Genomic DNA, 26,950 nt, shown 5'->3' with positions numbered 1-26,950 from the left:
AAACGTGGAATTGAAGATGGCTAAGATCAAGGTTGACGGCAAGGAGATCGAGGTTCCGGACCACTTCACGCTGTTGCAGGCGTGCGAGGAGGCCGGTGCCGAGGTTCCGCGGTTCTGCTTCCATGAGCGACTGTCGATCGCCGGCAATTGCCGCATGTGCCTGGTCGAGGTGAAGGGCGGACCGCCCAAGCCGGCGGCCTCCTGCGCCATGGGCGTGCGCGACCTGCGCCCCGGTCCCAACGGCGAACCGCCGGAAGTCTTCACCACCACGCCGATGGTCAAGAAGGCCCGCGAAGGCGTGATGGAATTCCTGCTGATCAACCATCCGCTGGACTGCCCGATCTGCGACCAGGGCGGCGAATGCGACCTGCAGGACCAGGCCATGGCCTTCGGTGTCGACGCGTCGCGCTACACCGAGAACAAGCGCGCCGTCGAGGACAAGTACATCGGCCCGCTGGTCAAGACGATCATGACGCGCTGCATCCACTGCACGCGCTGCGTCCGCTTCACCACCGAAGTGGCCGGCATTTCCGAGCTCGGCCTGATCGGCCGCGGCGAGGATGCCGAGATCACCACCTACCTCGAGCAGGCCATGACGTCGGAGCTGCAGGGCAACGTCATCGACCTGTGCCCGGTCGGCGCGCTGACCTCGCGCCCCTATGCCTTCCAGGCCCGTCCCTGGGAGCTCACGAAGACGGAATCCATCGACGTGATGGATGCCGTCGGGTCCGCCATCCGCGTGGATACGCGCGGCCGCGAGGTGATGCGCATCATGCCGCGCGTCAACGAGCAGGTGAACGAGGAATGGATTTCCGACAAGTCGCGCTTCGTCTGGGACGGGTTGCGTACCCAGCGCCTCGACCGCCCCTATGTGAAGCGTGACGGCCGCCTCCAGGCCGCGACCTGGGGCGAGGCCTTCGCCGCCATCCGCGACGCCGTTTCCGGGACCACCGGCGACAAGATCGGTGCCGTGGCCGGCGATCTCGCCGCCGTTGAGGAAATGTTCGCGCTCAAGCAGCTCCTGGAATCGCTCGGCTCCACCAGCATCGACTGCCGCCAGGACGGCGCGCCGCACGATCCGTTGCTGGGCCGCGAGACCTACCTCTTCAACCCGACCATCGAGGGCATCGAGGATGCCGATGCCCTGCTGATCGTCGGCGCCAATCCGCGCTTCGAGGCATCGGTGCTCAATGCCCGTATCCGCAAGCGCTGGCGCATGGACAATTTCCCCGTCGCCGTGATCGGCGACATGGGCGACCTGCGCTACGACTACGAGATGCTCGGTGCGGGTACCGACACCCTGAAGGAACTGGCTGACGGCGAGGGCAGGTTCTTCAACGTCCTGAAGAAGGCCAAGCGCCCGATGATCCTCGTCGGGCAGGGTGCGCTTGCCCGTGCCGATGGTGCGGCCGTGCTGGCCCACGCGGCGAAGCTGGCCGTGGCCTGCGGCGCGGTCACCGGCGAGTGGAACGGCTTCGCCATGCTCCACACGGCCGCGTCCCGCGTTGGCGGTCTCGACATCGGTTTCGTGCCGGGCGAGGGCGGCAAGGATCTTGCCGGCATGCTCGGCGGCGCGATGGACGTGCTGTTCCTGCTCGGCGCCGACGAGTTCGACCTGACGCAGGCCGGCGGCGCGTTCACCGTCTACATCGGCACCCATGGCGATGCCGGGGCGCATGCCGCCGACGTCATCCTGCCGGGAGCTGCCTACACGGAAAAGTCCGGCACCTACGTCAACACCGAGGGCCGCGTGCAGATGACGGCCCGCGCCGGCTTCGCGCCGGGCGATGCCAAGGAAGACTGGGCGATCATGCGTGCCCTTTCCGACGTGCTCGGCAAGAAGCTGCCCTACGATTCGCTCAGCCAGTTGCGCAAGGCGCTCTACGAGGCGCACCCGCACCTGGCCGCGCTCGACACCATCGCCGAGACCGGCACCGCCGGAATCGAGGCGCTGGCGAAGAAGGGCGGACGCCTCAACAAGGCGCCGTTCCAGTCGGCGGTTTCCGATTTCTACCTGACCAACCCGGTCGCGCGCGCCTCCGCCGTCATGGCGGAATGTTCCGCGCTTGCCCGCAACGGTTACCAGCAGGCCGCAGAGTAAGGGGACGGCAAGACGATGGAGCTTTTCTTCGACACCTATGTCTGGCCGGCGCTTTTGATCGTCATCCAGTCGCTGGCCCTGCTGGTCATCCTGCTGATCTACGTGGCCTACATCATCTATGCCGACCGCAAGATCTGGGCCGCGGTCCAGGCGCGGCGCGGTCCCAACGTGGTCGGCCCCTGGGGTCTTCTGCAGTCTTTCGCGGACATGCTGAAGTTCATCGTCAAGGAACCGGTGATCCCGTCGGGTGCCAACAAGAGCGTTTTCCTGCTCGCCCCGCTCGTGTCCGCCGTGCTGGCGCTGGCCGCCTGGGCGGTCATCCCCGTCGCCGACGGCTGGGTCGTCGCTTCCATCAACGTGGGCATCCTTTACGTGTTCGCCATTTCCTCGCTCGAGGTCTACGGCGTCATCATGGGTGGCTGGGCGTCGAACTCGAAATATCCCTTCCTCGGCGCGCTGCGCTCGGCGGCGCAGATGGTGTCCTACGAGGTGTCCATCGGCTTCGTGATCGTCACCGTGCTGCTCTGCGTCGGCTCGCTGAACCTGTCCGACATCGTCCTGTCGCAGGGCGACGGCCTCGGCACGCGCCTCGGCCTGCCGAATTCCTTCCTCGACTGGCACTGGCTCGGCCTGTTCCCGATGTTCGTCATCTTCTTCATCTCGGCGCTGGCCGAGACGAACCGTCCGCCCTTCGACCTGGTCGAGGCGGAGTCGGAACTGGTGGCCGGCCACATGGTGGAATATTCCTCCGGCCCGTACATGCTCTTCATGCTGAGCGAATACGTCGCCATCTGCCTCATGTCGGCCCTGGCCACGGTGCTCTTCCTCGGCGGCTGGTTGCCGCCCATCGCGGTCGCACCCTTCACCTGGGTGCCGGGCGTGGTCTGGTTCGTGCTCAAGGCCAGCGCGGTGTTCTTCATGATCTCGCTCGTCAAGGCCTTCGTGCCGCGTTACCGCTACGACCAGCTGATGCGCCTGGGCTGGAAGGTGTTCCTGCCGATCTCGATCTTCATGGTCGTCGCCACGGCCTTCGTGCTCAAGCTGACCGGCTGGAGCGCCTGAGATGATGACCCCGGCCGCCATCGGAGCGCTGATCGGACTGCTGCTCGCCGCCGTTGACTGGCTGCTGCTGCGCAGTCTCGCCGGCCGGGTTGACCTGGACGAAACCAAGACGGCGCTGAAGACGGTCGGGCTGGTGCAATTCGTGGCCCTGCCGCTGATCGGCTGGTTCGTCGCACCCTATGTGATTGGAGAATGACAATGACTGGTCTGGCACAGGCGGCCAAGTCGCTGCTGCTCAAGGAGTTCATCGACGCGACGATCCTGTCGATGCGCTACTTCTTCAAGCCGAAGTTCACCGTCAACTATCCCAACGAGAAGGGGCCGGTGAGCCCGCGCTTCCGGGGCGAGCATGCGCTGCGCCGCTATCCCAACGGCGAGGAGCGCTGCATCGCCTGCAAGCTGTGCGAGGCGATCTGCCCGGCCCAGGCGATCACCATCGAGGCCGGCCCGCGCCGCAATGATGGCACCCGCCGCACCGTGCGCTACGACATCGACATGGTGAAGTGCATCTACTGCGGCTTCTGCCAGGAGGCCTGCCCGGTGGACGCCATCGTCGAGGGGCCGAATTTCGAGTTCGCCACCGAGACGCGCGAGGAACTGTACTACAACAAGGACAAGCTGCTGGCCAACGGCGACCGCTGGGAACGCGAGATCGCCCGCAACATGGCCATCGACGCGCCGTATCGCTGAGGCGGCCGGCGGGGGGAAGCGGGGCACGGCCCCGGAAAAAGTTTTGAACCGGAGCGCCAAGGCGGTTTTGCAACTGCGAAAAACGCTCTAAAGGACAGCGGACGCATGGCCCGGCGGGGACTCGCTACGGGCCTGTCCATCGAAGCGGAACCGTCAGGGAACCGCGACACAGGCAAGGATCGGGGGCAGTCATGCTCACAGGATTGGCGGCGGCGTTTTTCTACCTTTTCGCCCTCATCGCGGTCGCGTCGGCGGTGATGGTCATCGCGGCGCGCAACCCGGTGCATTCCGTTCTCTTTCTCATTCTGACCTTCTTCAACGCGGCCGCGCTCTTCCTGCTGACCGGCGCCGAGTTCCTCGCCATGATCCTCCTCGTGGTCTACGTCGGCGCGGTGGCGGTGCTCTTCCTCTTCGTCGTGATGATGCTCGACGTCGATTTCGCCGAATTGAAGGCAGGCGCGCTGCAGTATGCGCCGATCGGCGCCCTGGTCGGCATCATCCTCGTCGCCGAGCTGGCGGTCGTCCTCGGCGGTTACGCGCTGTCGCCGAACGTGGCGGCCTCGGTCGCCGAACCGATGCGCGATCTCGCCGAACGGCACAACACCGCCCAGCTGGGCGACATTCTTTACACCGACTACGTCTACGCCTTCCAGATCGCCGGCCTCGTCCTGCTGGTCGCCATGATCGGCGCCATCGTCCTGACGCTGCGCCACAAGGAAGGCGTCAAGCGCCAGGTCATTGCCGATCAGGTGGCCCGCGATCATCGCACGGCCATCGAGGTCCGCAAGGTCGAGTCGGGCAAGGGCATCTGAGAGAGGTCACAATCATGGAAATCGGTATCGGCCACTATCTGACCCTGTCAGCCATCCTTTTCACCATCGGCGTGTTCGGCATCTTCCTGAACCGCAAGAACATCATCGTCATCCTGATGTCGGTGGAACTGATCCTTCTCTCGGTGAACCTGAACTTCGTGGCCTTCTCGGCCGCGCTCAACGACCTGGTCGGCCAGGTGTTTGCCCTGTTCGTGCTCACCGTCGCCGCCGCAGAAGCCGCTATCGGCCTTGCAATTCTCGTCGTCTTCTTCCGCAACCGCGGTTCGATCTCGGTCGAAGACGTCAACATGATGAAGGGTTAAGGGAAACGCCGCCATGTATCACGCGATTGTCTTCCTCCCGCTCATCGGCTTCCTGATCGCCGGCCTGTTCGGCCGTTCGATCGGCGCAAAGGCGTCGGAGTACATCACCTCCGGCCTGCTGGTCGTGTCCGCCGTCCTGTCCTGGGTCGCCTTCTTCACCGTGGCGCTCGCCCATGGCGGCGAAGGCCACGGCACGCAGGCGATGATCATCCCGGTCCTCACCTTCATCCAGTCCGGCGACCTGGCCGTCGACTGGGCCCTGCGGATCGACACGCTGACCGCCGTCATGCTGGTCGTCGTCAACACCGTCTCGGCGCTGGTGCACATCTACTCGATCGGCTACATGCACCACGATCCGGACCGGCCGCGCTTCTTCGCCTACCTGTCGCTGTTCACCTTCGCCATGCTGATGCTGGTGACGTCCGACAACCTGGTCCAGATGTTCTTCGGCTGGGAAGGCGTGGGCCTGGCGTCCTACCTGCTCATCGGCTTCTGGTACAAGAAGCCGTCGGCCAATGCCGCCGCCATGAAGGCCTTCATCGTCAACCGCGTCGGCGACTTCGGCTTCGCGCTCGGCATCTTCGGCGTCTTCGTCCTGTTCGGCTCGGTCACCTTCGAGACCATCTTCGCCAATGCCGCCACCTATCTGCCGGCCGAGGGCGGGGAGGGCGGCGGTGCCGTTCTGTCCTTCCTGGGTCACGCGCTGGACCGGCAGGGCGCCATCACGATCGTCTGCCTGCTGCTCTTCATGGGCGCCATGGGCAAGTCGGCGCAGTTCCTGCTGCACACCTGGCTGCCGGACGCCATGGAGGGCCCGACGCCGGTCTCCGCGCTCATCCACGCCGCCACCATGGTCACCGCCGGCGTCTTCATGGTCGCGCGCCTGTCGCCGCTGTTCGAACTGTCGCACACCGCGCTCGTCGTCGTCACGGTGATCGGCTCGATCACCGCCTTTTTCGCCGCCACGGTGGGCCTCGTCCAGAACGACATCAAGCGCGTCATCGCCTATTCGACCTGCTCGCAGCTCGGCTACATGTTCGCCGCGCTCGGCGTCGGCGCCTACGGCGCGGCGATCTTCCACCTCTTCACGCACGCCTTCTTCAAGGCGCTGCTCTTCCTGGGCGCCGGCTCGGTTATCCACGCCGTGTCCGACGAGCAGGACATGCGCCGCATGGGCGGTCTGCGCAAGCTGATCCCGACCACCTACTGGATGATGATCGTCGGCACGATCGCCCTGACCGGTCTCGGCATCCCCGGCACCTTCATCGGCACCGCCGGCTTCTTCTCCAAGGATATCATCATCGAGAGCGTCTTCGCCTCGGGCAGCCCGGTGTCGGCTTTCTCCTTCACCATGCTGGCCGTCGCAGCGCTGTTCACCAGCTTCTATTCCTGGCGCCTGATCTTCATGACCTTCCACGGCAAGCCGCGCGCCACCGCGGATGTCATGCACCACGTGCATGAAAGCCCGCCGGTCATGCTGGTGCCGCTCTTCGTGCTGGCCGCGGGAGCCCTTTTCGCCGGCGTTCTCTTCGAGGGCTACTTCTACGGCCACGAATATCTCGCCTTCTGGAAGGGCGCGCTGTTCACCGGGCCGGAGAACGAACTGCTCAACGAGTTCCACCACGTGCCGCTGCTGGTCAAGCTGTCACCCTTCGTCGCCATGGTGGCGGGCTTCCTGATCGCCTGGTGGTTCTACATCTCCAACCCGGAAATGCCCCGTCAGGTGGCGCAGCGTCATCACGGCCTGTACCAGTTCCTGCTCAACAAGTGGTATTTCGACGAACTCTACGACTTCATCTTCGTCCGCCCGGCCATGTGGCTCGGCCGCTTCCTGTGGAAGAAGGGCGATGGTGCGGTCATTGACGGGCTCGGCCCGGATGGCGTCGCCGCGCGCGTCGTCGATGTCACCAACCGCGTCGTCAAGTTGCAGAGCGGTTACCTTTATCACTATGCCTTCGCGATGCTCATCGGTGTCGCCGCGCTGGTTACCTGGATGATGCTCGGGAGCGCCTTCTGATGTCTGATTGGCCCATCCTTTCGCTGGTCACCTTTCTGCCGCTCGTCGGCGCGTTCCTGATCCTCCTCATCAAGGACGAGGGATACGGCCGCCGCAACATCCGCAATGTGGCGCTGCTGACGACCGTCTTCACCTTCATCTTCTCGCTCTTCATCTGGGCCGGCTTCGACAATTCCTATCGCGGCTTCCAGATGGTCGAGGAAGTGGCCTGGCTGGGCGGCGGCATCTCCTACCGCATGGGCGTCGACGGCATTTCCATGCTCTTCGTCATCCTGACGACCTTCCTGATGCCGCTGTGCATTCTGGCGTCCTGGGAAGCCGTGGAAAAGCGCGTCAAGGAATACATGATCGCCTTCCTGGTGCTCGAGACGCTGATGATCGGCGTCTTCTGCGCCCTCGACCTGGTGCTTTTCTACGTCTTCTTCGAGGCGGGCCTCATCCCGATGTTCATCATCATCGGCGTGTGGGGCGGCAAGCGCCGCGTCTATGCCTCGTTCAAGTTCTTCCTCTACACGCTGCTCGGCTCCGTGCTGATGCTGCTGGCCATCATGGCCATGTACTGGGAAGCCGGCACCACCTCCATTCCCGAACTGCTGGCCTATGATTTCCCGCCGCAGATGCAGACATGGCTGTGGCTGGCCTTCTTCGCCTCCTTCGCGGTGAAGATGCCGATGTGGCCGGTCCACACCTGGCTGCCGGATGCGCACGTCGAGGCGCCGACGGCCGGTTCGGTCATCCTGGCGGGCATCCTGCTGAAGATGGGCGGCTACGGTTTCCTGCGGTTCTCGCTGCCCATGTTCCCGGCCGCTTCCGAGCAGTTCCAGGCGCTGGTCTTCACCCTGTCGGTGGTCGCGATCATCTACACCTCGCTGGTCGCCCTGCGCCAGGAAGACATCAAGAAGCTGATTGCCTATTCCTCCGTCGCCCACATGGGCTATGTGACCATGGGCATCTTCGCGATGAACACCCAGGGCATCCAGGGCTCGATCTTCCAGATGATCAGCCACGGCTTCGTGTCGGGCGCGCTCTTCCTCTGCGTCGGCGTCGTTTATGACCGCATGCACACCCGCGAGATTGCGGCCTATGGCGGCCTCGTCAACAACATGCCGAAATATGCCGTGGTCTTCATGATCTTCACCATGGCCAACGTCGGCCTGCCCGGCACCTCGGGCTTCATCGGCGAGTTCCTCACCCTGCTCGGTGTCTTCCAGGTCAACACCTGGGTCGCGTTCTTCGCCACCTTCGGTGTCATCCTGTCGGCGGCCTACGCGCTCTGGCTCTACCGCCGGGTGATCTTCGGCAAGCTCGACAAGGAAGCGCTGAAGGGGATGCTGGATCTTTCCGTGCGCGAGAAGGTGATCATCTACCCGCTGGTCGCCCTCACCATATTCTTCGGCGTCTATCCGGCCCCGATCTTCGACGTGACCAACGTGTCGGTCAACGCGCTCATCAACGACGTCACCGCTTCGCTCGACCCGGTGGTGACCACGGCCGCGATCGGCCGGTAATCAAGGCGGGAACAGGGACATGATGACGGCAGATCTCGCAACCAGCCTATCGCTCGCCGCACCGGAGCTCATCGTCGCGGTCGGCGCCATCGTCCTGCTGATGCTGGGCGTGTTTTCCGGACCGAAGGCCAGTTCCACCATCACTGGCCTGGCCGTGGCGATCCTGATCGGCGCCCTGGCCTGGATGGTCTTCTTCGTCGACGACGGCAAGGCGTTCAACGGCGCCTTTACCTCCGATCCGTTTGCCCGCCTGATGAAGCTGCTGGCGCTGATCGGTTCCGTTGTCACGCTGGTCATGTCGGTCGGTTTTGCGAAGGCGGAGAAGTTCGACAAGTTCGAATTCCCGGTCCTCGTCATGCTGTCGACGCTCGGCATGATGCTGATGATCTCGGCCGACGACACCCTGTCCCTCTACCTCGGCCTGGAACTGCAATCGCTCGCGCTCTACGTCGTTGCCGCCTTCAACCGCGATTCCGTCCGGTCGACCGAAGCCGGCCTGAAGTATTTCGTCCTCGGCGCGCTGTCGTCCGGCATGCTGCTCTATGGCATCTCGCTGGTCTACGGCTTCACCGGCCATACCGGCTTCGTCGCCATTGCCGACACCATCGCTAACGGCGACCGCAATCTCGGCCTGATCTTCGGCCTCGTCTTCATCCTCGCCGGCCTGGCGTTCAAGATCTCGGCCGTGCCGTTCCACATGTGGACGCCGGACGTCTACGAAGGCGCGCCGACCCCGGTGACGGCCTTCTTTGCGGCCGCGCCCAAGATGGCGGCCATGGCGCTTGTCGTGCGCGTCGTGTCCGAAGCCTTCGCCCCGATGCACAGCGACTGGCAGCAGGTCATCGTCTTCATCTCGATTGCCTCCATGGTGCTGGGTGCCTTCGGCGCCATCGGCCAGCGCAACATCAAGCGCCTGATGGCCTATTCCTCCATCGGCCACATGGGCTATGCGCTCGTCGGCCTGGCGGCCGGCACGCTGGCCGGCGTCCAGGGCGTGGTGATCTACATGATCATCTATCTCGCCATGACGCTCGGCACCTTTGCATTCATCCTCGCCATGCGGCGCAAGGAAGGCAATGTCGAGCAGATCGACGACCTGGCCGGCCTGTCCTCCACCAACCCGGTGATGGCCACCATCCTGACCATCCTGATGTTCTCGCTGGCCGGCATTCCGCCGCTGGCAGGCTTCTGGGCCAAGTGGTCGGTCTTCCTGGCGGCCATGGAAGCCAACCTCTTCGCGCTCGCCGTGATCGGCGTCCTGGCCTCCGTCGTCGGCGCCTATTACTATCTGCGCATCATCAAGATCATGTGGTTCGACGAACCGGCCGGCGGCCTGCAGCCGGTTGCCGGCGAACTCGGCCTGGTGCTCGGCCTCTCCGGCCTCTTCACGCTGCTCTACATCGTCGTCGCCGGGCCCATCGGCGCCGTGGCGCAGACCGCCGCGCGGACCTTCTTCTAGCCGGTGCCGTGTCGGCGTGACGCAGATCCCCAGGTCTGACCTGCCGTCTGGCACCCGCCACCTGGCGCTGGGGGATGTCGGCTCGACCAATGCCGAGGCGCTCGCGCTGGCCCGCACTGGCGAGCGGGGGCCGCTCTGGGTCACAGCGCAGCGTCAGCTTCAGGGCAGGGGGCGCCGCGGACGTGCCTGGATCTCCGAGCCGGGCAACCTCTACGCCTCGCTGCTGCTGTGCGACCCGGCGCCGCTTGACCGCCTTGCCACGCTGCCGCTCGTGGCGGCTCTCGCCGTGTACAAGGCGCTCAGGCCGCTTTTCTCCCGCACGCCCCAGGCGCTCGCCATCAAGTGGCCGAACGACATCCTCGTCGACGGCGCGAAGGTCAACGGCATCCTGCTGGAAAGCGAGACGGTGCCGAACGGCCCCCTGTCCGTCGTCATCGGCTGCGGGATAAACTGCGCCCATCATCCCGTAGGCACGCCCTATCCGGCCACCAGCCTGAAGGCATGCGGCCTGGAGGTCCGGCCCGCGGATCTCTTTCCCGCGCTCGCCAACGCCATGGCCGGGGAACTGGCGCGCTGGGACCGCGGACGCGGGTTTGCCGCCATCCGCGAGGACTGGCTTCTGGCCGCTCGCGGCCGGGGCGAACCGGTGCGGGTCAACCTGGCTGACGGCGTTCTGGAAGGGCGGTTTGCCGATCTTGACGCGGACGGCTATCTTCTGATCGAAACGGCTGACAGGCGGATCGTTCCGGTGTCTGCCGGTGATCTCTTCTTCACATCCTAGCGGGAAGTTCCATTTCAGGACGAAAGCGTAGCATGGCAAAAAACCAGGACAATGAACTCGTGTTCGCGCCTCTCGGCGGTGTTGGCGAGATCGGCATGAACTTCGCGCTCTACGGCTTCGGTCCGGCCGCGAAGCGCGAGTGGATCATCGTTGATTGCGGCGTGACCTTCCCGGGACCGGACCTGCCTGGCGTCGATCTCGTCCTGCCGGACACGACGTTCATCGAGAGCGAGGTCAGGAACCTGCGCGGCATGATCATCACCCATGCCCACGAGGATCACTACGGCGCCATCCTCGACATCTGGCCGAAGCTCGGCTGCCCGGTCTGGATGTCGCCCTTTACCGCCGGCCTGCTGGAGGCCAAGCGCCAGAGCGAGTACCAGCGCATCGACGTTCCGGTGAACATCTTCAGGGCCGGCGACGTTTTCGATGTCGGCCCCTTCCGCATCGAGCCGGTTCCGGTCACCCATTCCATTCCCGAGCCCTATTCGCTGGCCATCACCTCGCCGGCCGGCACGGTGATCCACACCGGCGACTGGAAGTTCGATGCCGAACCGGCCATCGGGCCGCTGACCGACGAGGACCGGCTCGGGCAACTGGGCGATGCCGGCGTGCTCGCCATGATCTGCGATTCCACCAATGCCATGCGCGAAGGCGAAAGCCCGACGGAACGCGAGGTCTGCGAGAGCCTGGAAAAGCTGATCGAGAAGCAGCCGGGCCGCGTTGTCATCACCACCTTTTCCTCCAACGTCGGGCGGATCCGCTCCATTGCGGAAGCTGCGCGTGATGCCGGCCGCCAGGTTCTGGTCATGGGCCGCTCGATGAAACGCGTCATCGACGTGGCGACCGACCTCGGCTACCTCGACGGCCTGCCGGATTTCCTCGCCGAGGAGGATTTCCAGCACATTCCGCGCGACAACGTGGTTATCCTTTGCACCGGCAGCCAGGGGGAACCGCGTGCCGCGCTGTCAAAGCTCGCCCGCGAGGAAATGCGCAACGTGCATCTCGCGGCCGGCGACACGGTCATCTATTCCTCGCGCACGATTCCGGGCAACGAGAAGGCCATTCTGGAAACCAAGAACCGGCTGGTCGAACTGGGCGTGAAGCTGATCGAGGACGACGATGCGCTCGTTCACGTTTCCGGCCACCCGCGGCGCGGCGAACTGCGCAAGATGTACGGGCTGGTGCGCCCGCAGATCGCGGTTCCGGTTCATGGCGAGGCGCAGCACCTGGTGGCCCACGCGTCGCTGGCATCCACGCAGGGCGTGCCGGAAGTGGCCTCCGTGCGCAACGGCGATCTGCTGCGCCTCTGGCCGGGCAATGCCACGATCATCGGCGAGGTTCACCACGGCCGCACCTTCAAGGATGGCCATCTCTACGGCGACGACGAGGCCGTCGGCGTCCGCGACCGGCGCAAGCTTTCCTACGCCGGCCACGTCTGCCTGAACGTCATCCTCGACAACAAGTACGACCTGCTTGCCGATCCCGACATCGAGGCCGTCGGCCTGCCGGAGACCGACGGGCGCGGCGAATACCTGGAGGACATCCTGCTCGAAGCCGCGGCGGGTGCGATCGAGAGCATACCGCGCGGCAAGCGCAAGGATCTCGACCTCGTCGCCGAAAGCGCGCGCAAGGCGATCCGCTCCGAGGCCAATTCGGTCTGGGGCAAGAAGCCGATTGTCACGGTTTTCGTGACACGCGTCTGACGCCCGGCCATCGGTGCCGCTGCGCCGTCAGGCCCACTTTACAGCCGGCGCGGGCGCGCCTATGTCCGTGCCGTGCTTGAGCCTTTCAGCAGGAGATCCCCATGCTCGGACGCCTGAACCATGTCGCCATCGCCGTTCCGGACCTGGCCGCCGCCACCGCGACCTATCGCGATACGCTGGGAGGCCGGGTGAGCGAGGCGCAGGCCTTGCCGGAGCACGGCGTCACGGTCGTCTTCGTCGACCTCGGCAACACCAAGGTCGAGCTTCTGGAACCGCTCGGCGAGGCGTCGCCGATCGCCGCTTTCCTGGCCAAGAACCCGTCCGGCGGCATGCACCATGTCTGCTATGAGGTCGACGACATCCGCGCGGCCCGCGACCACCTGAAAGGGCAGGGCGCCCGCGTGCTGGGTGACGGCGAACCGAAGACCGGCGCCCATGGCAAGCCGGTGCTGTTCCTGCATCCGAAGGACTTTCACGGGACGCTGGTGGAACTCGAACAGGTCTGATTGCCGCGGCAGGTTCGGCCCGCGCCGATTTGCCCCTTTGCCTTTTTCGCGGCTGTGGACCATATGGCAGCCAGCAGGTGCAGTTCGGGCGGGAACGGATACGGGTTTCCCGTCCGGAATTGTGCTTGAAGCGATCGGGCAGTGCGGCGTTTCGCCGAAGGCGGCAAGGCCCTGTGGCAATGGAAGACAACGGTCCCGCGCGGACGAGGCCCATCATACGGAGACGCGCATGCTCACCACCATCATCTCTTATGCCGCGTTGTACTTCGTGCTGTGGTGGCTTTGCCTGTTCATCGTCCTTCCGTTCAGCCTGCGGACACAGGAAGAGGAAGGCGAGGTCACGCTCGGCACGGTCTCCAGTGCGCCGACGGGCCGCCATATGCGGAGAGCGTTCCTGCGCGCCACCCTCCTGACCGCCATCCTGTTCGCGATCTACCTCGGCATCACCAAGGGCCTCGGCTACACGATCGACGACGTTCCACGCATCGTCCCGAACTACGTCTACGGCAACGGCTGAGGAGAGGCCGCCGGACGATGGGTCGCCGGCGGTTGGCGGCCTTGTCCGACGCGTTTGCTTTATGCGGAAGCAGGCTGCGGCGGCGAAGCGCTGCGGGGCCGCCAGGGAGTGATAAATCGCTTGGGACGCCGATGGCGCAAAAAAAAAGCAAGGCCCGAAGCCTTGCTGACGAGTTGCGCGTTGATCCATTATCCGACTGAACGGCGGCTGCGATTACCGCGCCAGGATCACATCCTCCCAAGACTTTGACCGCGAAGTGAGATCCGGCTTGTGGTTTCCGGTCCCTGTTTGTGGAGCAGACCATAGACGCATGCGTGGCGGTTTGTCACGCCCTTTTTGCTGCATTTTCAATCAAATGCATGCTGCGGTGCAACAATATTCGGCGGGTTGCCCTTGGCCATCGGTCGGCTTTCCAATCTGCCATGAAATGGCTATGAAGCGCTGACAGATTCCGCCGGGTCGGTGCAACGCCGATTCCTGCTGTTCGGACCGCAGCCATTCAGGACCTTTCCATGCGTCTCTCCCGTTTCTTCCTGCCAATCCTGAAAGAAAATCCGCGTGAAGCGGAAATCGTGTCGCACCGGCTCATGCTGCGTGCGGGCATGATCCGCCAGCAGTCGGCCGGCATCTTTTCGCTGCTGCCTCTCGGGCTGAAGGTGTTGGGCAAGGTCAACACCATCATTCGCGAGGAGCAGAACCGGGCAGGGGCGGTCGAGATCCTGATGCCGACCATCCAGTCGGCCGACCTGTGGCGCGAAAGCGGCCGCTACGACGACTATGGCAAGGAAATGCTGCGCATCAAGGACCGCCACGAGCGCGACATGCTCTATGGTCCGACGAACGAGGAGATGGTCACCGACATCTTCCGCTCCTACGTCCGCTCCTACAAGGACCTGCCGCTCAATCTCTACCATATCCAGTGGAAGTTCCGTGACGAGGTCCGTCCGCGCTTTGGCGTCATGCGCGGCCGCGAGTTCCTGATGAAGGACGCCTATTCCTTCGACCTGGACTACGAGGGCGCACGGGCGGCCTACAACCGCATGTTCGTGGCCTACCTGCGCACCTTCGAGCGCATGGGCATGAAGGCCATCCCGATGCGCGCCGACACCGGCCCCATCGGCGGCGACCTGAGCCACGAGTTCATCATTCTGGCAGAGACCGGCGAGTCGGAGGTGTTCTGCCATGCCGACTTCATGTCCATGTCGGCGCCCGGCGCCGATGTTGATTTCACCAACGATGCCGAGATCGCCGGCATCGTCGATCAGTGGACCACGCCCTACGCGGCCACCGACGAGATGCACGACGAGGCTGCGTGGGATGCGCTGCCGGAAAGCGCCCGGATGAACGCGCGCGGCATCGAGGTCGGCCACATCTTCCACTTCGGCACGAAATACTCCGAGCCGATGGGCGCGAAGGTCACCGGCCCGGACGGCAAGGAACATCCCGTCTCCATGGGCTCCTACGGCATCGGTCCGACGCGCGTCGTCGCGGCGATCATCGAGGCCAGCCACGACGAGAACGGCATCATCTGGCCGGACGCGGTTGCGCCGTTCAATCTCTCCGTCATCAACATGAAGCCCGGCAACGAGGCCTGCGACGCGGCGAGCGAGAAGCTCTACGGCGAGTTGACCGCTGCCGGGCTCGACGTCCTCTACGACGACACCGATCGCAGCGCGGGCCAGAAATTCGCCACCCACGACCTGATCGGCATTCCCGTCCAGCTGATCGCCGGCCCGCGGGGCGTGGCCGCGGGCGAGGTGGAGGTGAAGAACCGCCGCACCGGTGAACGCGAAATGATGACGATCGACGCGGCCATCGCCCGCTTCGGCGGCGCCGCATGACCACGGACGCGGCCTCCGCAAACGTGACGGCGCCGTCGGGCGCCGGTCCGTTCTCGGCCTTCGAACGCATGGTGGCCCTGCGTTACCTGCGGTCGCGGCGCAAGGAGACAATCGTCTCCGTCATCGCGCTGATCTCCTTCATCGGGATCATGCTGGGCGTCGCCACGCTCATCATCGTCATGGCCGTGATGAACGGGTTTCGAGTCGAGCTCCTCGACCGGATCCTGGGCGTCAACGGCCACGTCATCGTGCAGCCGATCGACAGCCCGATGACCGATTACGAGGCCGTGGCGAAGCGGATCTCGGCAGTTCAGGGCGTTCGCGCCGCGCTGCCGCTGGTCGAGGGCCAGGCCCTGGCGTCCGGCCGCATCGGTGCCGGCACCGGCGCCCTGGTCCGCGGTGTCAGCGATGCCGACATTCCGAAGATCCAGATGCTGTCCGGCAACGTCAAGCAGGGCTCTCTCGACGGGTTCGAGGCCAGCGGCGGTGTCGCGATCGGCGCGCGCATGGCCGACAATCTCGGGCTTGCCCTCGGCGACATGCTGACGCTGGTCTCGCCGGACGGCGACGTCACGCCGATGGGCACCACGCCCCGCGTGAAGGCCTACCCGGTCACGGCGATTTTCGAGATCGGCATGTCGGACTACGATTCCTCCATCGTCTACATGCCGCTGTCCGAGGCCCAGCTCTATTTCAACATGGATGGCCGCGTGCAGTCGGTCGAGGTGTTTCTCGACAACCCGGATGATGTCGATGCCCTCCGGCCCGCGATTGAGACGGCCGCCGCCCGTCCCGTTTTCCTGTCCGACTGGCGCCAGCGCAACCAGGCCTTCTTCTCGGCCCTCCAGGTCGAGCGCAACGTCATGTTCATGATCCTGACGCTGATCGTGCTCGTGGCCGCGCTGAACATCATTTCCGGCCTCATCATGCTGGTGAAGGACAAGGGCCACGACATCGCCATCCTGCGCACCATGGGCGCGACGTCGGGGTCGATCCTGCGCATCTTCCTGATGACCGGCTCGGCCATCGGCCTGACCGGCACCCTGGGCGGCCTGCTGCTGGGCCTCCTGGTCTGCTGGAACATCGAATCCATCCGCGAATTCTTCTCCTGGCTGTCGGGCACCACGATCTTCGACCCGAACCTCTATTTCCTCAGCCAGCTGCCCGCCAAGATCGATGCCGGCGAAACCGTTTCGGTTCTGGTGATGGCCATGGTCCTGTCCTTCATCGCCACCATCATCCCGGCCTGGCGCGCGGCGCGCATCGATCCGGTCGATGCCCTGAGGTACGAGTGATGACGGCGGTCCTTGAACTGAAATCGGTCAGCCGCCACTACGAGCAGGGCGGCAAGCGGCTGGACATCCTGGCCGATTGCGATTTCCAGCTCCGCTCTGGCGAGATGGTGGCGCTGGTCGCCCCGTCCGGCGCAGGCAAATCCACCCTCCTGCACACCGCCGGCCTTCTGGAGCGCCCCGATGGCGGCGATGTCCATGTCAACGGCCGTGCCTGCGGGCGTCTGGGTGATGACCAGCGCACCGCCATCCGCCGCAACGACATTGGCTTCGTCTACCAGTTCCATCACCTTCTGCCGGAGTTCACGGCGCTCGAGAACGTCATGATGCCGCAGATGGTTCATGGTCTTGCGCGCGCCGATGCCGCCGAGCGCAGCCGCCAGCTGCTCGACTACATGAAGGTCGGCCATCGCGTCGATCACCGGCCGTCCGAGCTCTCCGGCGGCGAGCAGCAGCGCGTCGCCATCGCCCGCGCCGTGGCCAATGCACCGCTGGTCCTTCTGGCCGACGAGCCGACCGGCAATCTCGACCCGGTGACGTCCGCCTACGTTTTCGACGCCCTGGAAGCACTGGTGCGCAACTCCGGCCTGGCGACGATGATCGCCACCCACAACCATGACCTCGCCGCGCGCATGGACCGCCGCGTCACGCTGAAGGGCGGCAAGGTCGTACCGCTCTGAGGCCGGCGCCGGCCCGCGCCGCGGCAGGCCCGCATCGGGCGGCCGCTGCCCGATAGCGGCCGGTTCCGGGCTTTCCTAACCCTTCCTTAACCATCCGCTGTGGGAAACGGGAATAAACGTTCCCGTTCCGTTTCGCGTCTTGACGGGAGAACAAAACAGGAATAAAAGAACAAACAACGAACAAGAGGGAGTAAATGCCATGTCTGACCTGATTTATGACGTTGCCTCGCTGGTTTCCGTTTCCATGTTCATCGTCGCGTCCGCCATGTGGATTGGCGCCCTGTAAGGCGTTTGTATCGCGTACCCCGCCCGGCGCGATTCCAGCGAAAGCGGACAACGGTTTGGTGTCCGGAAACGCGGAGAACGCCGAAGGTGGGGAAACTTTTTCCTGCTGACCCGAAACCCGGCTTGTGGCGCTGGACAGGACGGGTCCGGATGCCGACACTGGAGACATTCAGATCGGGATTCGAAAGCAGGGAGAGCTGTCATGGCAGGGCCGGGCGACAGCGGTCGGATGTTCATTCACTTGCGCGTCCATTCGCAATATTCCCTGCTCGAAGGGGCCTTGCCCCTCGGCAAGGTGATCGGCCACGCACTCAAGGACGAGGCGCCGGCCATCGCCATTGCCGACACCAACAATCTCTTCGGCGCCCTGGAGTTTTCCCAGAAGGCGTCGAAGGACGGCATCCAGCCGATCATCGGTTGCCAGCTGGCGGTGGATTTTGCCGACAAGGCCGACGAGACGGGTCGCGGGCAGGGGCGCAAGCCGGAGAACCTGCCGTCGCTTGTCTTCATCGCGGCCAGCGTCGACGGCTATGCCAATCTGGTGCGCCTGGTGTCGCGTGCCTACCTGGCCACCGGCGATGGCGAGCCGGTCCATGTCACGCCGGCCTGGATCGAGGAATTGTCCGAGGGCGTCATCTGCCTGACCGGGGGGCCCGACGGCCCGGTTGGCCGCGAACTGAAGGCCGGTCATGCCGGCCTGGCCGAGGCCAGGCTTCTGGCGCTCAGGCAGTGGTTCGGCGACCGGCTCTACGTCGAATTGCAGCGTTGCGGCCAGTGGGACCGCGCGCTGGAGGCGGCCACGGTTCGCCTTGCCTATGACCACGGGCTGCCGCTGGTGGCCACCAACGAGGCCTTCTTTCCCGCCCGCGAGGATTACGACGCGCACGACGCCCTGATCGCCATCGCCGAGAGCACGGTGATCGCGGTGGACGAGCGCCGCAAGCTGACGCCGGACAACTACCTGCGCAGCCAGGCCGAGATGATCGCGCTGTTCGAGGATCTGCCCGAGGCCATCGACAACACCGTCGAGATTGCCAGGCGCTGCCATGCCTTCGCCCAGACCCGGGCGCCGATCCTGCCGCGCTTCACCGGCGGCGACCTGGCCGATGCCGATGCCGTCGTGGCGGCCGAGGCGGCCGAACTGCGCCGACAGGCGGTCGAAGGCCTGGCCGGGCGCCTGGAAGCGCAGGGCCTGTCCGCCGGCTATACCCGCGAGGACTACGAGAAGCGCCTCGACTACGAACTGGGCATCATCGAGCGGATGAAGTTCCCCGGCTACTTCCTCATCGTGTCTGACTTCATCAAGTGGGCCAAGGCGCACGACATCCCGGTCGGACCGGGCCGCGGTTCCGGCGCCGGCTCGCTGGTCGCCTGGGCGCTGACCATCACCGACATCGACCCGCTGCGCTTCTCCCTGCTCTTCGAGCGCTTCCTCAACCCGGAACGCGTGTCGATGCCCGACTTCGACATCGATTTCTGCCAGGAACGTCGCGACGAGGTCATCCACTACGTCCAGGACAAGTACGGCCGCGACCAGGTTGCCCAGATCATCACCTTCGGGTCGCTTCAGGCCCGCGCCGTGCTGCGCGACGTCGGGCGCGTGCTTCAGATGCCCTATGGCCAGGTGGACCGGCTGACCAAGCTGGTGCCCTCAAACCCGGCCAATCCGGTTCCGCTGGCAAAGGCGGTGGCGGACGAACCGCGCTTCGCCGAGGAGATCGAGAAAGAGCCGATCGTCGGCACGCTGATTGATATCGCCAAGAAGCTGGAAGGTCTCTACCGGCACGCCTCCACCCATGCCGCCGGCATCGTCATCGGCGACCGGCCGCTGTCGGAACTGGTGCCCATGTACCGCGATCCGCGTTCCGACATGCCGGTCACCCAGTTCAACATGAAATGGGTGGAGCAGGCCGGCCTGGTGAAGTTCGACTTCCTCGGCCTGAAGACGCTCACCGTCATCGAGACGGCGGTGAAATTCGTCCGCCGGCGCGGCGTCGATCTCGACATGTCGAAGATCCCGCTCGACGACGCGCCCACCTACGAGATGCTGGCACGCGGCGAGACGGTCGGCATCTTCCAGGTGGAATCGGCGGGCATGCGCAAGGCGCTGATCGGCATGAAGCCCGACTGCATCGAGGACATCATCGCGCTCGTGGCGCTCTATCGCCCGGGTCCGATGGAGAACATCCCCACCTACAACGCGCGCAAGCACGGGCAGGAGGAGATCGCCTCCATCCACCCCAAGATCGACCACCTGGTGAAGGAGACGCAGGGCGTCATCGTCTACCAGGAGCAGGTGATGCAGATCGCGCAGGAGCTCTCCGGCTACTCGCTCGGCGAAGCCGACCTGCTGCGCCGCGCCATGGGCAAGAAGATTCGCGCCGAGATGGACAAGCAGCGCGTCCGTTTCGTCGAGGGCGCCGTCGAGGGCGGCGTGTCGAAGAACCAGGCCGATTTCATCTTTGATCTCCTGGCCAAGTTCGCCGACTACGGCTTCAACAAGTCCCATGCCGCGGCCTATGCGGTCGTGTCCTACCAGACCGCCTGGCTCAAGGCGCATTACCCGGTCGAGTTCCTCGCCGCCTCCATGTCGCTCGACATGAACAACACCGACAAGCTCAACGATTTCCGCCAGGATGCCCTGCGCCTCGGCATCGAGGTCGTGCCGCCGTCGGTGATGACGTCGCACCATCTCTTCGAAGTGGGCGACAACCGAATCTATTATTCGCTGTCCGCCATCAAGGGGGTCGGCGAGGCGGCGGTGCGGCACATCGAGGCGAAGCGCGCCGAAAAGCCCTTTGCCTCGCTGGAGGATTTCTGCGAGCGGATCGATCCGCGCATCGTCGGCAAGCGGGTGCTGGAAAGCCTCATCTCGGCCGGCGCGCTCGATTGCTTCTCCCACCCGCGCGAGAACATGATGGCCGGCCTCGACCGGATGATGGGGCTGGGCGCGCGCGCGGCGGAAAACGCGGCATCCGGCCAGCACGACATGTTCTCCGGCGGCGGTGGCGCCGTGGCCGAAACCCTGCGGCTTCCGGCCGGCGAGCCGTGGAGTTCGGCGGAAAAGCTGCACCGCGAGTTTCAGGCCGTCGGCTTCTATCTGTCGGCCCACCCGCTTGACGAACACGCCGAGACCCTCAAGCGCATGCGCGTGCAGAACTGGGCCGATTTCTCCGCCGCCGTGAAGCGCGGCGCCAGCGCCGGGCGCCTGGCCGGAACCATCGTCTCGAAGCAGGAACGGCGCATCCAGAACGGCGCCTCGCGCATGGGCATCGTCATGCTTACCGACGCGACCGGACAGTACGAGGCGGTGCTCTATTCCGAGGATCTGCTGAAATATCGCGACCTGCTCGAGCCGGGCAATTCCGTGGTCATCACGGTGGCCGCCCGCGACAACCCGGAGGGTGTGCGCGTCCGCATCCAGACGGTGCAACTGCTCGACAACGAGAAGACGGAAGCCTCGCTGAAGGCCCTGCGGATCTTCGTCCGCGACGCGTCGCCCCTGCAGTCGATCGCCTCGCAGCTCGTGTCCGGGCAGGGCGAAGGGCAGGTCAGCCTGATCGTCATCAAGCCCGATGGCGGTGGCGAAGTCGAGGTCGGCCTCCCGGGATCCTTCGATCTGAAGGAACGCCTGCCCAACGCGCTGCGCGCCATTCCGGGTGTCATCGAGGTGGAAATGGTCTGACGAGGGCGGGCGGCGCATGCGCCCGTTTGCCGCGTTGATCCGTTCCGGCCGCACCCCACATCGCGTCGGATCAACGGGAGCCTGTCCATGCGAATTCTGACTGCCCTTCTGGCACTGCTTTTCTCTGCCGTTGCAACCTTCGCCGCCGAGAAGATCACCCCGCGCCAGGCCTATGAGGCCATCGGCAAGGGCAGCCTCGTCCTTGTCGATATCCGCACGCCGGGGGAGTGGGCCGAGACAGGCATCCCCGAACAGGCGACGCCCATCGACATGACGGCCGGCGATTTCGTGCCAAGGCTGAAGGCCCTGCTGGCGGGCAATCCCGGCAAGGCGGTCGGCTTCATCTGTCGCACCGGCAACCGCTCGAACTACCTCGCCGGCGTCCTGGAAAAGGCGGGGCTGACCGGCGTGGTCGACGTGACGGGAGGCGTCGCGGGCAATGCCCGGGTGAGGGGCTGGATGGCCGAGGGCCTGCCGATGAAGACCTGGTGCGAGAACTGCTGACCTTGTGTCAGGCCAAGCGGCAGCGGGTCGCGATACGCTCAGCCACCGCAGCGCCCAGGCCCGTGGACCGGTGTCCACGGTCACCGGAATTCCCCTAATCCTGGTCCCGCTGCGGCTTGCCTCGGCTGCCCTTGCCGAAGGTGTAGCCGGTTTCCACCGCCTTGCCGCCGAATTTTGCCCGCAGGACATCCATGGCGCCCTCCGCCTTGGCCCGCTTCGCGGCACCCGTGTCGACGAGATCGGCGGGATCGGCCCGGTCCGGTGAGCCGAGGTCCGCCACGCCGATGCCGATGAGCCGGAAGCGGGTGCCGTCCACTTCCTTTTTCAGAAGATCGAGACCGGTGGCGAAGATGCGGTCGGCAAGGCGGGTCGGATCCGCCAGCTGCCGGTTGCGCGTCCGCGCCCGGAAATCCGCCGTCTTGAGCTTCAGCACGACGGTACGCCCGGCAAGCGAGCCGGCCTTGAGGCGCGCGGAGACCTTCTCCGAAAGGGCGCGCAACACGGGCGCGAGATCGTCAAGCCGCGACAGGTCCTCGTTGAAGGTCGTCTCGGCGGAAATGCTCTTCATGTCGTGGTGCGGGTCCACCTTGCGGCTGTCGACGCCGCGGGCAAGCGACCACAGCCGCTCGCCCATGGCATGATAGCGTGCCATGAGATCGCCCTTGTCCATGGTCTGCAACTGGCCGATGCGGGTGATCCCGTCGGCCCGCAGCCTTTCCTCCAGCGCCTTGCCGACACCCCAGATCATCCCCACCGGCTTGTCGGCCAGGAACGTCGTGGCCTCTTCCTCGCCGATGACGGAAAAGCCGCGCGGCTTCTGCAGGTCCGAGGCCAGCTTGGCCAGGTACTTGCAGTAGGAGAGGCCGACCGAGACGGTGAGGTTCATCTCGGTTTCGATGGAACGGACGAACCGGCCGAGCACGATGGCCGGCGGGGCTCCGTGCAGCCGTTCCGTTCCGGTCAGGTCGAGAAAGGCCTCGTCGATCGAGACCGGTTCGACGAGCGGCGTCAGAGCGCGCATGCGCTCGCGGATCTCCTTGCCGACACGGGCGTATTTCTCCATGTCGGGCTTGATCACCACCGCGTCCGGGCAGGCCTCCAGCGCCTTGAACATCGGCATGGCCGACTTCACGCCGCGGATGCGCGCGATGTAGCAGGCGGTTGAAACGACTCCTCTTTTGCCGCCGCCGATGATGACAGGGCGGTCGCGGACCTCGGGCCTGTCGCGCTTCTCCACCGAGGCATAGAATGCATCGCAGTCGATATGCGCGATGGCCAGCCGGTAGAGTTCCTTGTGGCGCAGCAGGCGCGGGCTGCCGCAGGCCTCGCAACGCCGTCCCGGACCGCGCTGGAGGCGCAGGCAATCGCGGCAGAAACCGGCTTCCGGATCGTTGACAACCATCATGGCTCATGAGAACGTAAACAGAACAAAGGCAATCATATATCGTTGCCCTGTATCCGGGCAAGCATGGGGAGGGCTTCTCGATGACACTCGATATCCATCCTCTTTGTCCCGATCGCTGGGATGATCTTGCGACACTTTTCGGGCCGCAGGGGGCCTGCTTCGGCTGCTGGTGCACCTATTTCCGGCTTCCGCCGAAAGAGCGAAACGCCATGAATCACGAGCAGAGGCGTGATCACATGTTTCAGCGTGTGAAAAAGGGGCCGGCTCCGGGTCTCCTCGGCTATCTGGACGGCGAACCGGTAGCCTGGATGCAGGTGGGGCCGCGCGCCGACGTCCCGCAGTGGAACAATGCGAATCGTGTCTGCGCGCCGTTGCCCGATGCCCCGGCAGAGGACAGGACAGTCTGGGCCGTCTCCTGCTTCTTCTTCAAGTCGTCAGTCCGCGGACAGGGCTTCTCGCATGCCATGGTTCGTGCGGCGATCGCGCATGCCCGCGCGGGCGGCGCGCGATGTCTTGAGGCCTGTCCGATGGACCGGGCAAAACAGGCGCGGTCGCCCGGGTTGTTCGTCGGGTCCACGGGCGTCTTCCTCAAGGCCGGTTTTATCGAGGTCGCACGCCGAAAGCCGGGCCGTCCACTCCTCCGCCTGGCCCTGTGAAACCGGTTTGCCCCGGCTCAAACTGCCAGTGCCGCCGCCAGCTTCGCCGATGCATCTGCCCAGTCGCGCGTTTCCACGACGCCTGGCGGAAGCGGCGGCAGCAACCGCCGCATGCCTTCGTGCGCCATGAGATGGAACAGGCCGGCGCGCGGAAAATGCTTCTGCACCGATGCGTGGTTGTGGGGAATGTCATCGACGAAGGCGACCGGTGCGGTCCGCTCGCCGGCGAGCAGGGCCACGGCCGGTCCTTTCGCCTTTTCCGTCGTCACCAGCGGAAACGGGATGCCGAGACGGTCGAGCAGGGTCCGCCGGCGTTCGCGGTGTGCGTGCGGCATGGCCGTCAGCATCACGATTTCGGCCAGCCCGGAAAGCCGGTCCAGCGCAGCGCTCACGCCCGCGGCCGGCGTCTGCCAGTCTTCCTGCGCAGCGAAGAAGTCATCCAGCAGGCCGGAGACCGTGTCAGCCGCGGCGGCGGTCCCCGTGGCCGTCTCCACGACATTGCCGTGCAGGCGGAAGCTTTCCGACTGGAAGCCGTAGCCGCGGTGGTCGAGGTAGCGGGTGAAGGGCGCGAGGAACTCCAGCACGACTTCGTCCACGTCAAGCACCAGCAACGGCCGTGTGTCCATCGAGAGCGCCGCGATCTGGCGCACCGTCTCCGGATCGTCGCTCATGTCGATGCCTCGTAGCGGCTGTCGCCGCCCGGCAGCGCCTGCTGCGCCGCGCCGACGGTTTCCGGCCGGATGCCCCGGGCCTCGCAGAATGCCATCAGCGTGGGCTCGTGCGCCAGGATGAAGCCGAGCACGCCGGCCAGGAAACCGGGCTCGGCGGCCGCGGCCCGGATCTGCGACGCCTCGATGCCGGAAATGGCGAGGAAGCGCGGAAGCAGGCGGTCGTCGCCGGCAACGAAACCGAGCGCCGCGATCGCCATGTCCTGGGCTTCTTCCGGTGAAAGCGTTCGTGCCATGATGGTCTGGTTCCCGTTCGTTCCGCTTGGCCAGCCCGCGCGTGTTTCACCGTGCCGGTTTGCCTTTCGTAAATCAAATTGGATTAGGATGAGATGAAGTCACGGACTGAAACCGCTGTTCATCCACAGCGAAAACACGGTCCGAACGGCTGCGGAGCAGGGGAGTGGCATGGCGAAAAAGGTCATGATCGTCGAAGACAACGAGCTGAACATGAAGCTCTTCCGTGACCTCATCGAGGCCAGCGGCTACGAAACGATCCAGACCCGCAACGGTCTGGAAGCGCTGGACCTTGCCCGCGCGGGCCGCCCCGATCTCATCCTCATGGACATCCAGTTGCCCGAGGTCTCGGGCCTCGAAGTCACGAAATGGCTCAAGCAGGACGACGATCTGCACGTCATTCCCGTCATCGCCGTCACCGCATTCGCCATGAAGGGAGACGAGGAACGCATCCGCCAGGGCGGGTGCGAAGCCTACATTTCAAAGCCGATCTCGGTTCCGAAGTTCATCGAGACGATCAAGTCCTATCTCGGGGACGCCTGATGGCGTTCGTCCGTGACCTGCTGGCAACCGGAAAGTCTTCATGACCGCGCGCATCCTCGTCGTTGATGACATTCCCGCCAACGTGCGGCTGCTGGAAGCGCGTCTCCTGGCCGAATATTTCGAGGTCTTCACCGCCGCCAATGGCGAGGAGGCTCTGGCCCTCGTGGAGGCCGAACGGATCGACGTCATCCTGCTCGACATCATGATGCCCGGGATCGACGGCTTCGAGGTCTGCCGCCGTCTCAAGGCCGATCCGCAGACGGCGCAGATTCCGGTCGTCATGGTCACCGCGCTGGACCAGCCGGCCGACCGGGTGAAGGGGCTGCAATGCGGCGCCGACGATTTCCTGACCAAGCCGGTCAACGACCTGCAGCTCATCACCCGCGTCAAGAGCCTCGTCCGGCTGAAGTCGCTGTCAGACGAACTGCGTCTGCGGGCAGCGACCACGCGCGACATCGGCATCGATGAACTGCTCAACAGTCGCATCGCCGCCGAAGACGCGCGCCGGCCCGAGTTCCTGCTCATCGACGAGCGCGCCTCGTCGGCAGCCCGCCTCCAGGCCGTCCTGGGCGACATGGGCAACGTCACCCACGCCAGCGACCCGCAGTCCGGCTTTTTCGACGCGGTCAACAAGCCTTTTGACGTGATCGTCATCTCCACCCTGTTTTCGGATTTCGATCCGCTGCGGCTGTGTTCGCACCTGCGTTCCGTCGATCACACGCGTTTCACGCCGATCATCCTCGTGGCCGAGGCCGACCAGGACGAAATGGTCACGCGGGGCCTCGAGATCGGCATCAACGACTATGTGACGCGGCCCGTCGAGCCGCAGGAATTCAAGGCCCGGCTGAAGACCCAGATCCGCCGCAAGCGCTACAACGACGGTCTTCGCGCGTCGATCACGCAGACGATCGAGATGGCGGTGACCGATCCGCTGACCGGCATGCACAACCGCCGCTACCTGGACACGCACCTGGAGCGCCTGTTCGAACGTGCCCGCAATCGCGGCCGCCCGCTGTCGATCATGATGACGGACCTCGACCGCTTCAAGCTGGTCAACGACACCTATGGCCATGATGCAGGCGATGCCGTGATCCGCGAGTTCGCGCGCCGCATCCGGCGGCATGTGCGCGGCGCCGATCTCGCCTGCCGCTACGGCGGCGAGGAGTTCGCCATCATCATGCCCGATACGCCCGCCGACATCGCCCACAAGGTCGCCGAGCGCCTCCGGTCGCAGATCGAGGCCACCGCCTTCGAGATCGGCAACGGGCGCGAAATCGACGTCACCGTGTCGATCGGCGTCGCCTCGCTCCGGGGCAGCGACGAAGACCCCGCCCAGATCATGAAAAGGGCGGATGAGGCGCTGTACGAGGCCAAGAATACCGGCCGCAACCGCGTGGTTGCCCACGCTTCCTCGGAAGCCGCTTAAACAGTTGAAAAGATGAAGAAACGGCTTGTTCGGGCGGGATCAAGGTCTCCGGCCGGACGATGGCTGGCCTTTTACCTTTAACCATCCTGTGAGTCAGCATTGCCGCAACGTTAAGAAATGGTTGATTTTTCCATAGGATTGCAACATCCTGCCCTCGATTAATCGCGTTACGAGTTGTGGGTAGGTCTG

General features: G+C 65.0%; 24 protein-coding genes. 21 read left to right on the top strand and 3 right to left on the bottom strand.

Features of this window, described 5'->3' with window-relative positions; genetic code table 11:
- Nucleotides 1-16 precede the first annotated feature (16 nt).
- The 18 genes from nuoG (at nt 17) to CSC94_RS05595 (ending at nt 21,769) form a co-directional block, all read left to right on the top strand.
- Nucleotides 17-2,101: an NADH-quinone oxidoreductase subunit NuoG gene (gene nuoG / locus CSC94_RS05680; protein ID WP_099305262.1), complete on the top strand. Its 2,085-nt coding sequence runs from the start codon at nt 17-19 to the stop codon at nt 2,099-2,101.
- A 15-nt stretch (nt 2,102-2,116) separates the two neighbouring features.
- Complete coding sequence (gene nuoH, locus CSC94_RS05675; protein ID WP_099304728.1) at nt 2,117-3,163, top strand: NADH-quinone oxidoreductase subunit NuoH; 1,047 nt, start codon at nt 2,117-2,119, stop codon at nt 3,161-3,163.
- Between the two features lies 1 nt (nt 3,164).
- Complete coding sequence (locus tag CSC94_RS05670; RefSeq protein WP_245408266.1) at nt 3,165-3,359, top strand: hypothetical protein; 195 nt, start codon at nt 3,165-3,167, stop codon at nt 3,357-3,359.
- A gap of 2 nt (nt 3,360-3,361) precedes the next feature.
- Nucleotides 3,362-3,853, top strand: a complete 492-nt coding sequence (gene nuoI, locus CSC94_RS05665) for an NADH-quinone oxidoreductase subunit NuoI (RefSeq protein WP_099304726.1) — start codon at nt 3,362-3,364, stop codon at nt 3,851-3,853.
- A gap of 191 nt (nt 3,854-4,044) precedes the next feature.
- On the top strand, nt 4,045-4,665 hold the full coding sequence (locus CSC94_RS05660; protein ID WP_099304724.1) for an NADH-quinone oxidoreductase subunit J: 621 nt from the start codon (nt 4,045-4,047) through the stop codon (nt 4,663-4,665).
- A 14-nt stretch (nt 4,666-4,679) separates the two neighbouring features.
- Entirely contained in the window at nt 4,680-4,988 is a 309-nt protein-coding gene (nuoK, locus tag CSC94_RS05655; RefSeq protein ID WP_099304721.1) for an NADH-quinone oxidoreductase subunit NuoK, read from the top strand.
- Nucleotides 4,989-5,001: 13 nt separating this feature from the next.
- On the top strand, nt 5,002-7,005 hold the full coding sequence (gene nuoL / locus CSC94_RS05650) for an NADH-quinone oxidoreductase subunit L (RefSeq protein WP_099304717.1): 2,004 nt from the start codon (nt 5,002-5,004) through the stop codon (nt 7,003-7,005).
- On the top strand, nt 7,005-8,513 hold the full coding sequence (locus CSC94_RS05645) for an NADH-quinone oxidoreductase subunit M (protein WP_099304712.1): 1,509 nt from the start codon (nt 7,005-7,007) through the stop codon (nt 8,511-8,513). The genes nuoL and CSC94_RS05645 overlap by 1 nt, the downstream gene beginning before the upstream one ends.
- Before the next feature lie 22 nt (nt 8,514-8,535).
- The gene (gene nuoN / locus CSC94_RS05640) at nt 8,536-9,972 is read left to right on the top strand and encodes an NADH-quinone oxidoreductase subunit NuoN (RefSeq protein WP_099305258.1); all 1,437 of its coding nucleotides are present in this window, start codon (nt 8,536-8,538) and stop codon (nt 9,970-9,972) included.
- A 16-nt stretch (nt 9,973-9,988) separates the two neighbouring features.
- Nucleotides 9,989-10,753, top strand: coding sequence for a biotin--[acetyl-CoA-carboxylase] ligase (locus CSC94_RS05635; protein ID WP_099304698.1), 765 nt, complete (start codon nt 9,989-9,991; stop codon nt 10,751-10,753).
- Between the two features lie 32 nt (nt 10,754-10,785).
- Nucleotides 10,786-12,459 (top strand): ribonuclease J, encoded by a 1,674-nt coding sequence (locus tag CSC94_RS05630; protein ID WP_099304696.1) that lies wholly within the window; start codon nt 10,786-10,788, stop codon nt 12,457-12,459.
- Nucleotides 12,460-12,560: 101 nt separating this feature from the next.
- A complete protein-coding gene (gene mce, locus CSC94_RS05625; RefSeq protein WP_099304694.1) occupies nt 12,561-12,965 on the top strand; it encodes a methylmalonyl-CoA epimerase in 405 nt (134 codons plus the stop codon).
- 229 nt (nt 12,966-13,194) lie between these two features.
- On the top strand, nt 13,195-13,482 hold the full coding sequence (locus CSC94_RS05620; RefSeq protein ID WP_099304692.1) for a DUF1467 family protein: 288 nt from the start codon (nt 13,195-13,197) through the stop codon (nt 13,480-13,482).
- 512 nt (nt 13,483-13,994) lie between these two features.
- The gene (proS, locus tag CSC94_RS05615; RefSeq protein WP_099304690.1) at nt 13,995-15,323 is read left to right on the top strand and encodes a proline--tRNA ligase; all 1,329 of its coding nucleotides are present in this window, start codon (nt 13,995-13,997) and stop codon (nt 15,321-15,323) included.
- Nucleotides 15,320-16,618, top strand: coding sequence for a lipoprotein-releasing ABC transporter permease subunit (locus tag CSC94_RS05610; RefSeq protein WP_099304688.1), 1,299 nt, complete (start codon nt 15,320-15,322; stop codon nt 16,616-16,618). The genes proS and CSC94_RS05610 overlap by 4 nt, the downstream gene beginning before the upstream one ends.
- Nucleotides 16,618-17,295 carry an ABC transporter ATP-binding protein gene (locus CSC94_RS05605; protein WP_165784328.1) on the top strand — a complete coding sequence of 226 codons (678 nt, stop codon included), beginning with the start codon at nt 16,618-16,620 and terminating at the stop codon, nt 17,293-17,295. The genes CSC94_RS05610 and CSC94_RS05605 overlap by 1 nt, the downstream gene beginning before the upstream one ends.
- 487 nt (nt 17,296-17,782) lie before the next feature.
- Complete coding sequence (dnaE, locus tag CSC94_RS05600; RefSeq protein WP_099304681.1) at nt 17,783-21,265, top strand: DNA polymerase III subunit alpha; 3,483 nt, start codon at nt 17,783-17,785, stop codon at nt 21,263-21,265.
- A gap of 87 nt (nt 21,266-21,352) precedes the next feature.
- The gene (locus CSC94_RS05595; protein ID WP_099304675.1) at nt 21,353-21,769 is read left to right on the top strand and encodes a rhodanese-like domain-containing protein; all 417 of its coding nucleotides are present in this window, start codon (nt 21,353-21,355) and stop codon (nt 21,767-21,769) included.
- Between the two features lie 94 nt (nt 21,770-21,863).
- Here the strand turns inward: CSC94_RS05595 and CSC94_RS05590 are convergent, their stop codons facing one another.
- The gene (locus tag CSC94_RS05590) at nt 21,864-23,174 is read right to left on the bottom strand and encodes a DNA polymerase IV (RefSeq protein WP_099304671.1); all 1,311 of its coding nucleotides are present in this window, start codon (nt 23,172-23,174) and stop codon (nt 21,864-21,866) included.
- An 80-nt stretch (nt 23,175-23,254) separates the two neighbouring features.
- On the opposite strand from CSC94_RS05590, the gene CSC94_RS05585 reads away from it, so the two are divergent.
- Nucleotides 23,255-23,830, top strand: coding sequence for a GNAT family N-acetyltransferase (locus tag CSC94_RS05585; protein WP_099304667.1), 576 nt, complete (start codon nt 23,255-23,257; stop codon nt 23,828-23,830).
- A 17-nt stretch (nt 23,831-23,847) separates the two neighbouring features.
- On the opposite strand, the gene CSC94_RS05580 is transcribed toward CSC94_RS05585, so the two are convergent.
- Nucleotides 23,848-24,501, bottom strand: coding sequence for a hypothetical protein (locus CSC94_RS05580; protein ID WP_099304663.1), 654 nt, complete (start codon nt 24,499-24,501; stop codon nt 23,848-23,850).
- Nucleotides 24,498-24,794: a DUF3572 domain-containing protein gene (locus tag CSC94_RS05575; RefSeq protein WP_099304660.1), complete on the bottom strand. Its 297-nt coding sequence runs from the start codon at nt 24,792-24,794 to the stop codon at nt 24,498-24,500. The genes CSC94_RS05580 and CSC94_RS05575 overlap by 4 nt, the downstream gene beginning before the upstream one ends.
- A 169-nt stretch (nt 24,795-24,963) precedes the next feature.
- On the opposite strand from CSC94_RS05575, the gene CSC94_RS05570 reads away from it, so the two are divergent.
- Nucleotides 24,964-25,335 carry a response regulator gene (locus tag CSC94_RS05570; RefSeq protein ID WP_099304655.1) on the top strand — a complete coding sequence of 124 codons (372 nt, stop codon included), beginning with the start codon at nt 24,964-24,966 and terminating at the stop codon, nt 25,333-25,335.
- A gap of 40 nt (nt 25,336-25,375) precedes the next feature.
- Nucleotides 25,376-26,761 (top strand): PleD family two-component system response regulator, encoded by a 1,386-nt coding sequence (locus CSC94_RS05565; RefSeq protein ID WP_099304651.1) that lies wholly within the window; start codon nt 25,376-25,378, stop codon nt 26,759-26,761.
- The last annotated feature ends 189 nt before the right edge of the window (nt 26,762-26,950 follow it).

It is taken from the genome of Zhengella mangrovi (assembly GCF_002727065.1).
Classification (GTDB): Bacteria; Pseudomonadota; Alphaproteobacteria; order Rhizobiales; family Rhizobiaceae; genus Zhengella; species Zhengella mangrovi.
This window is presented reverse-complemented; position numbering and strand designations above follow the sequence as displayed.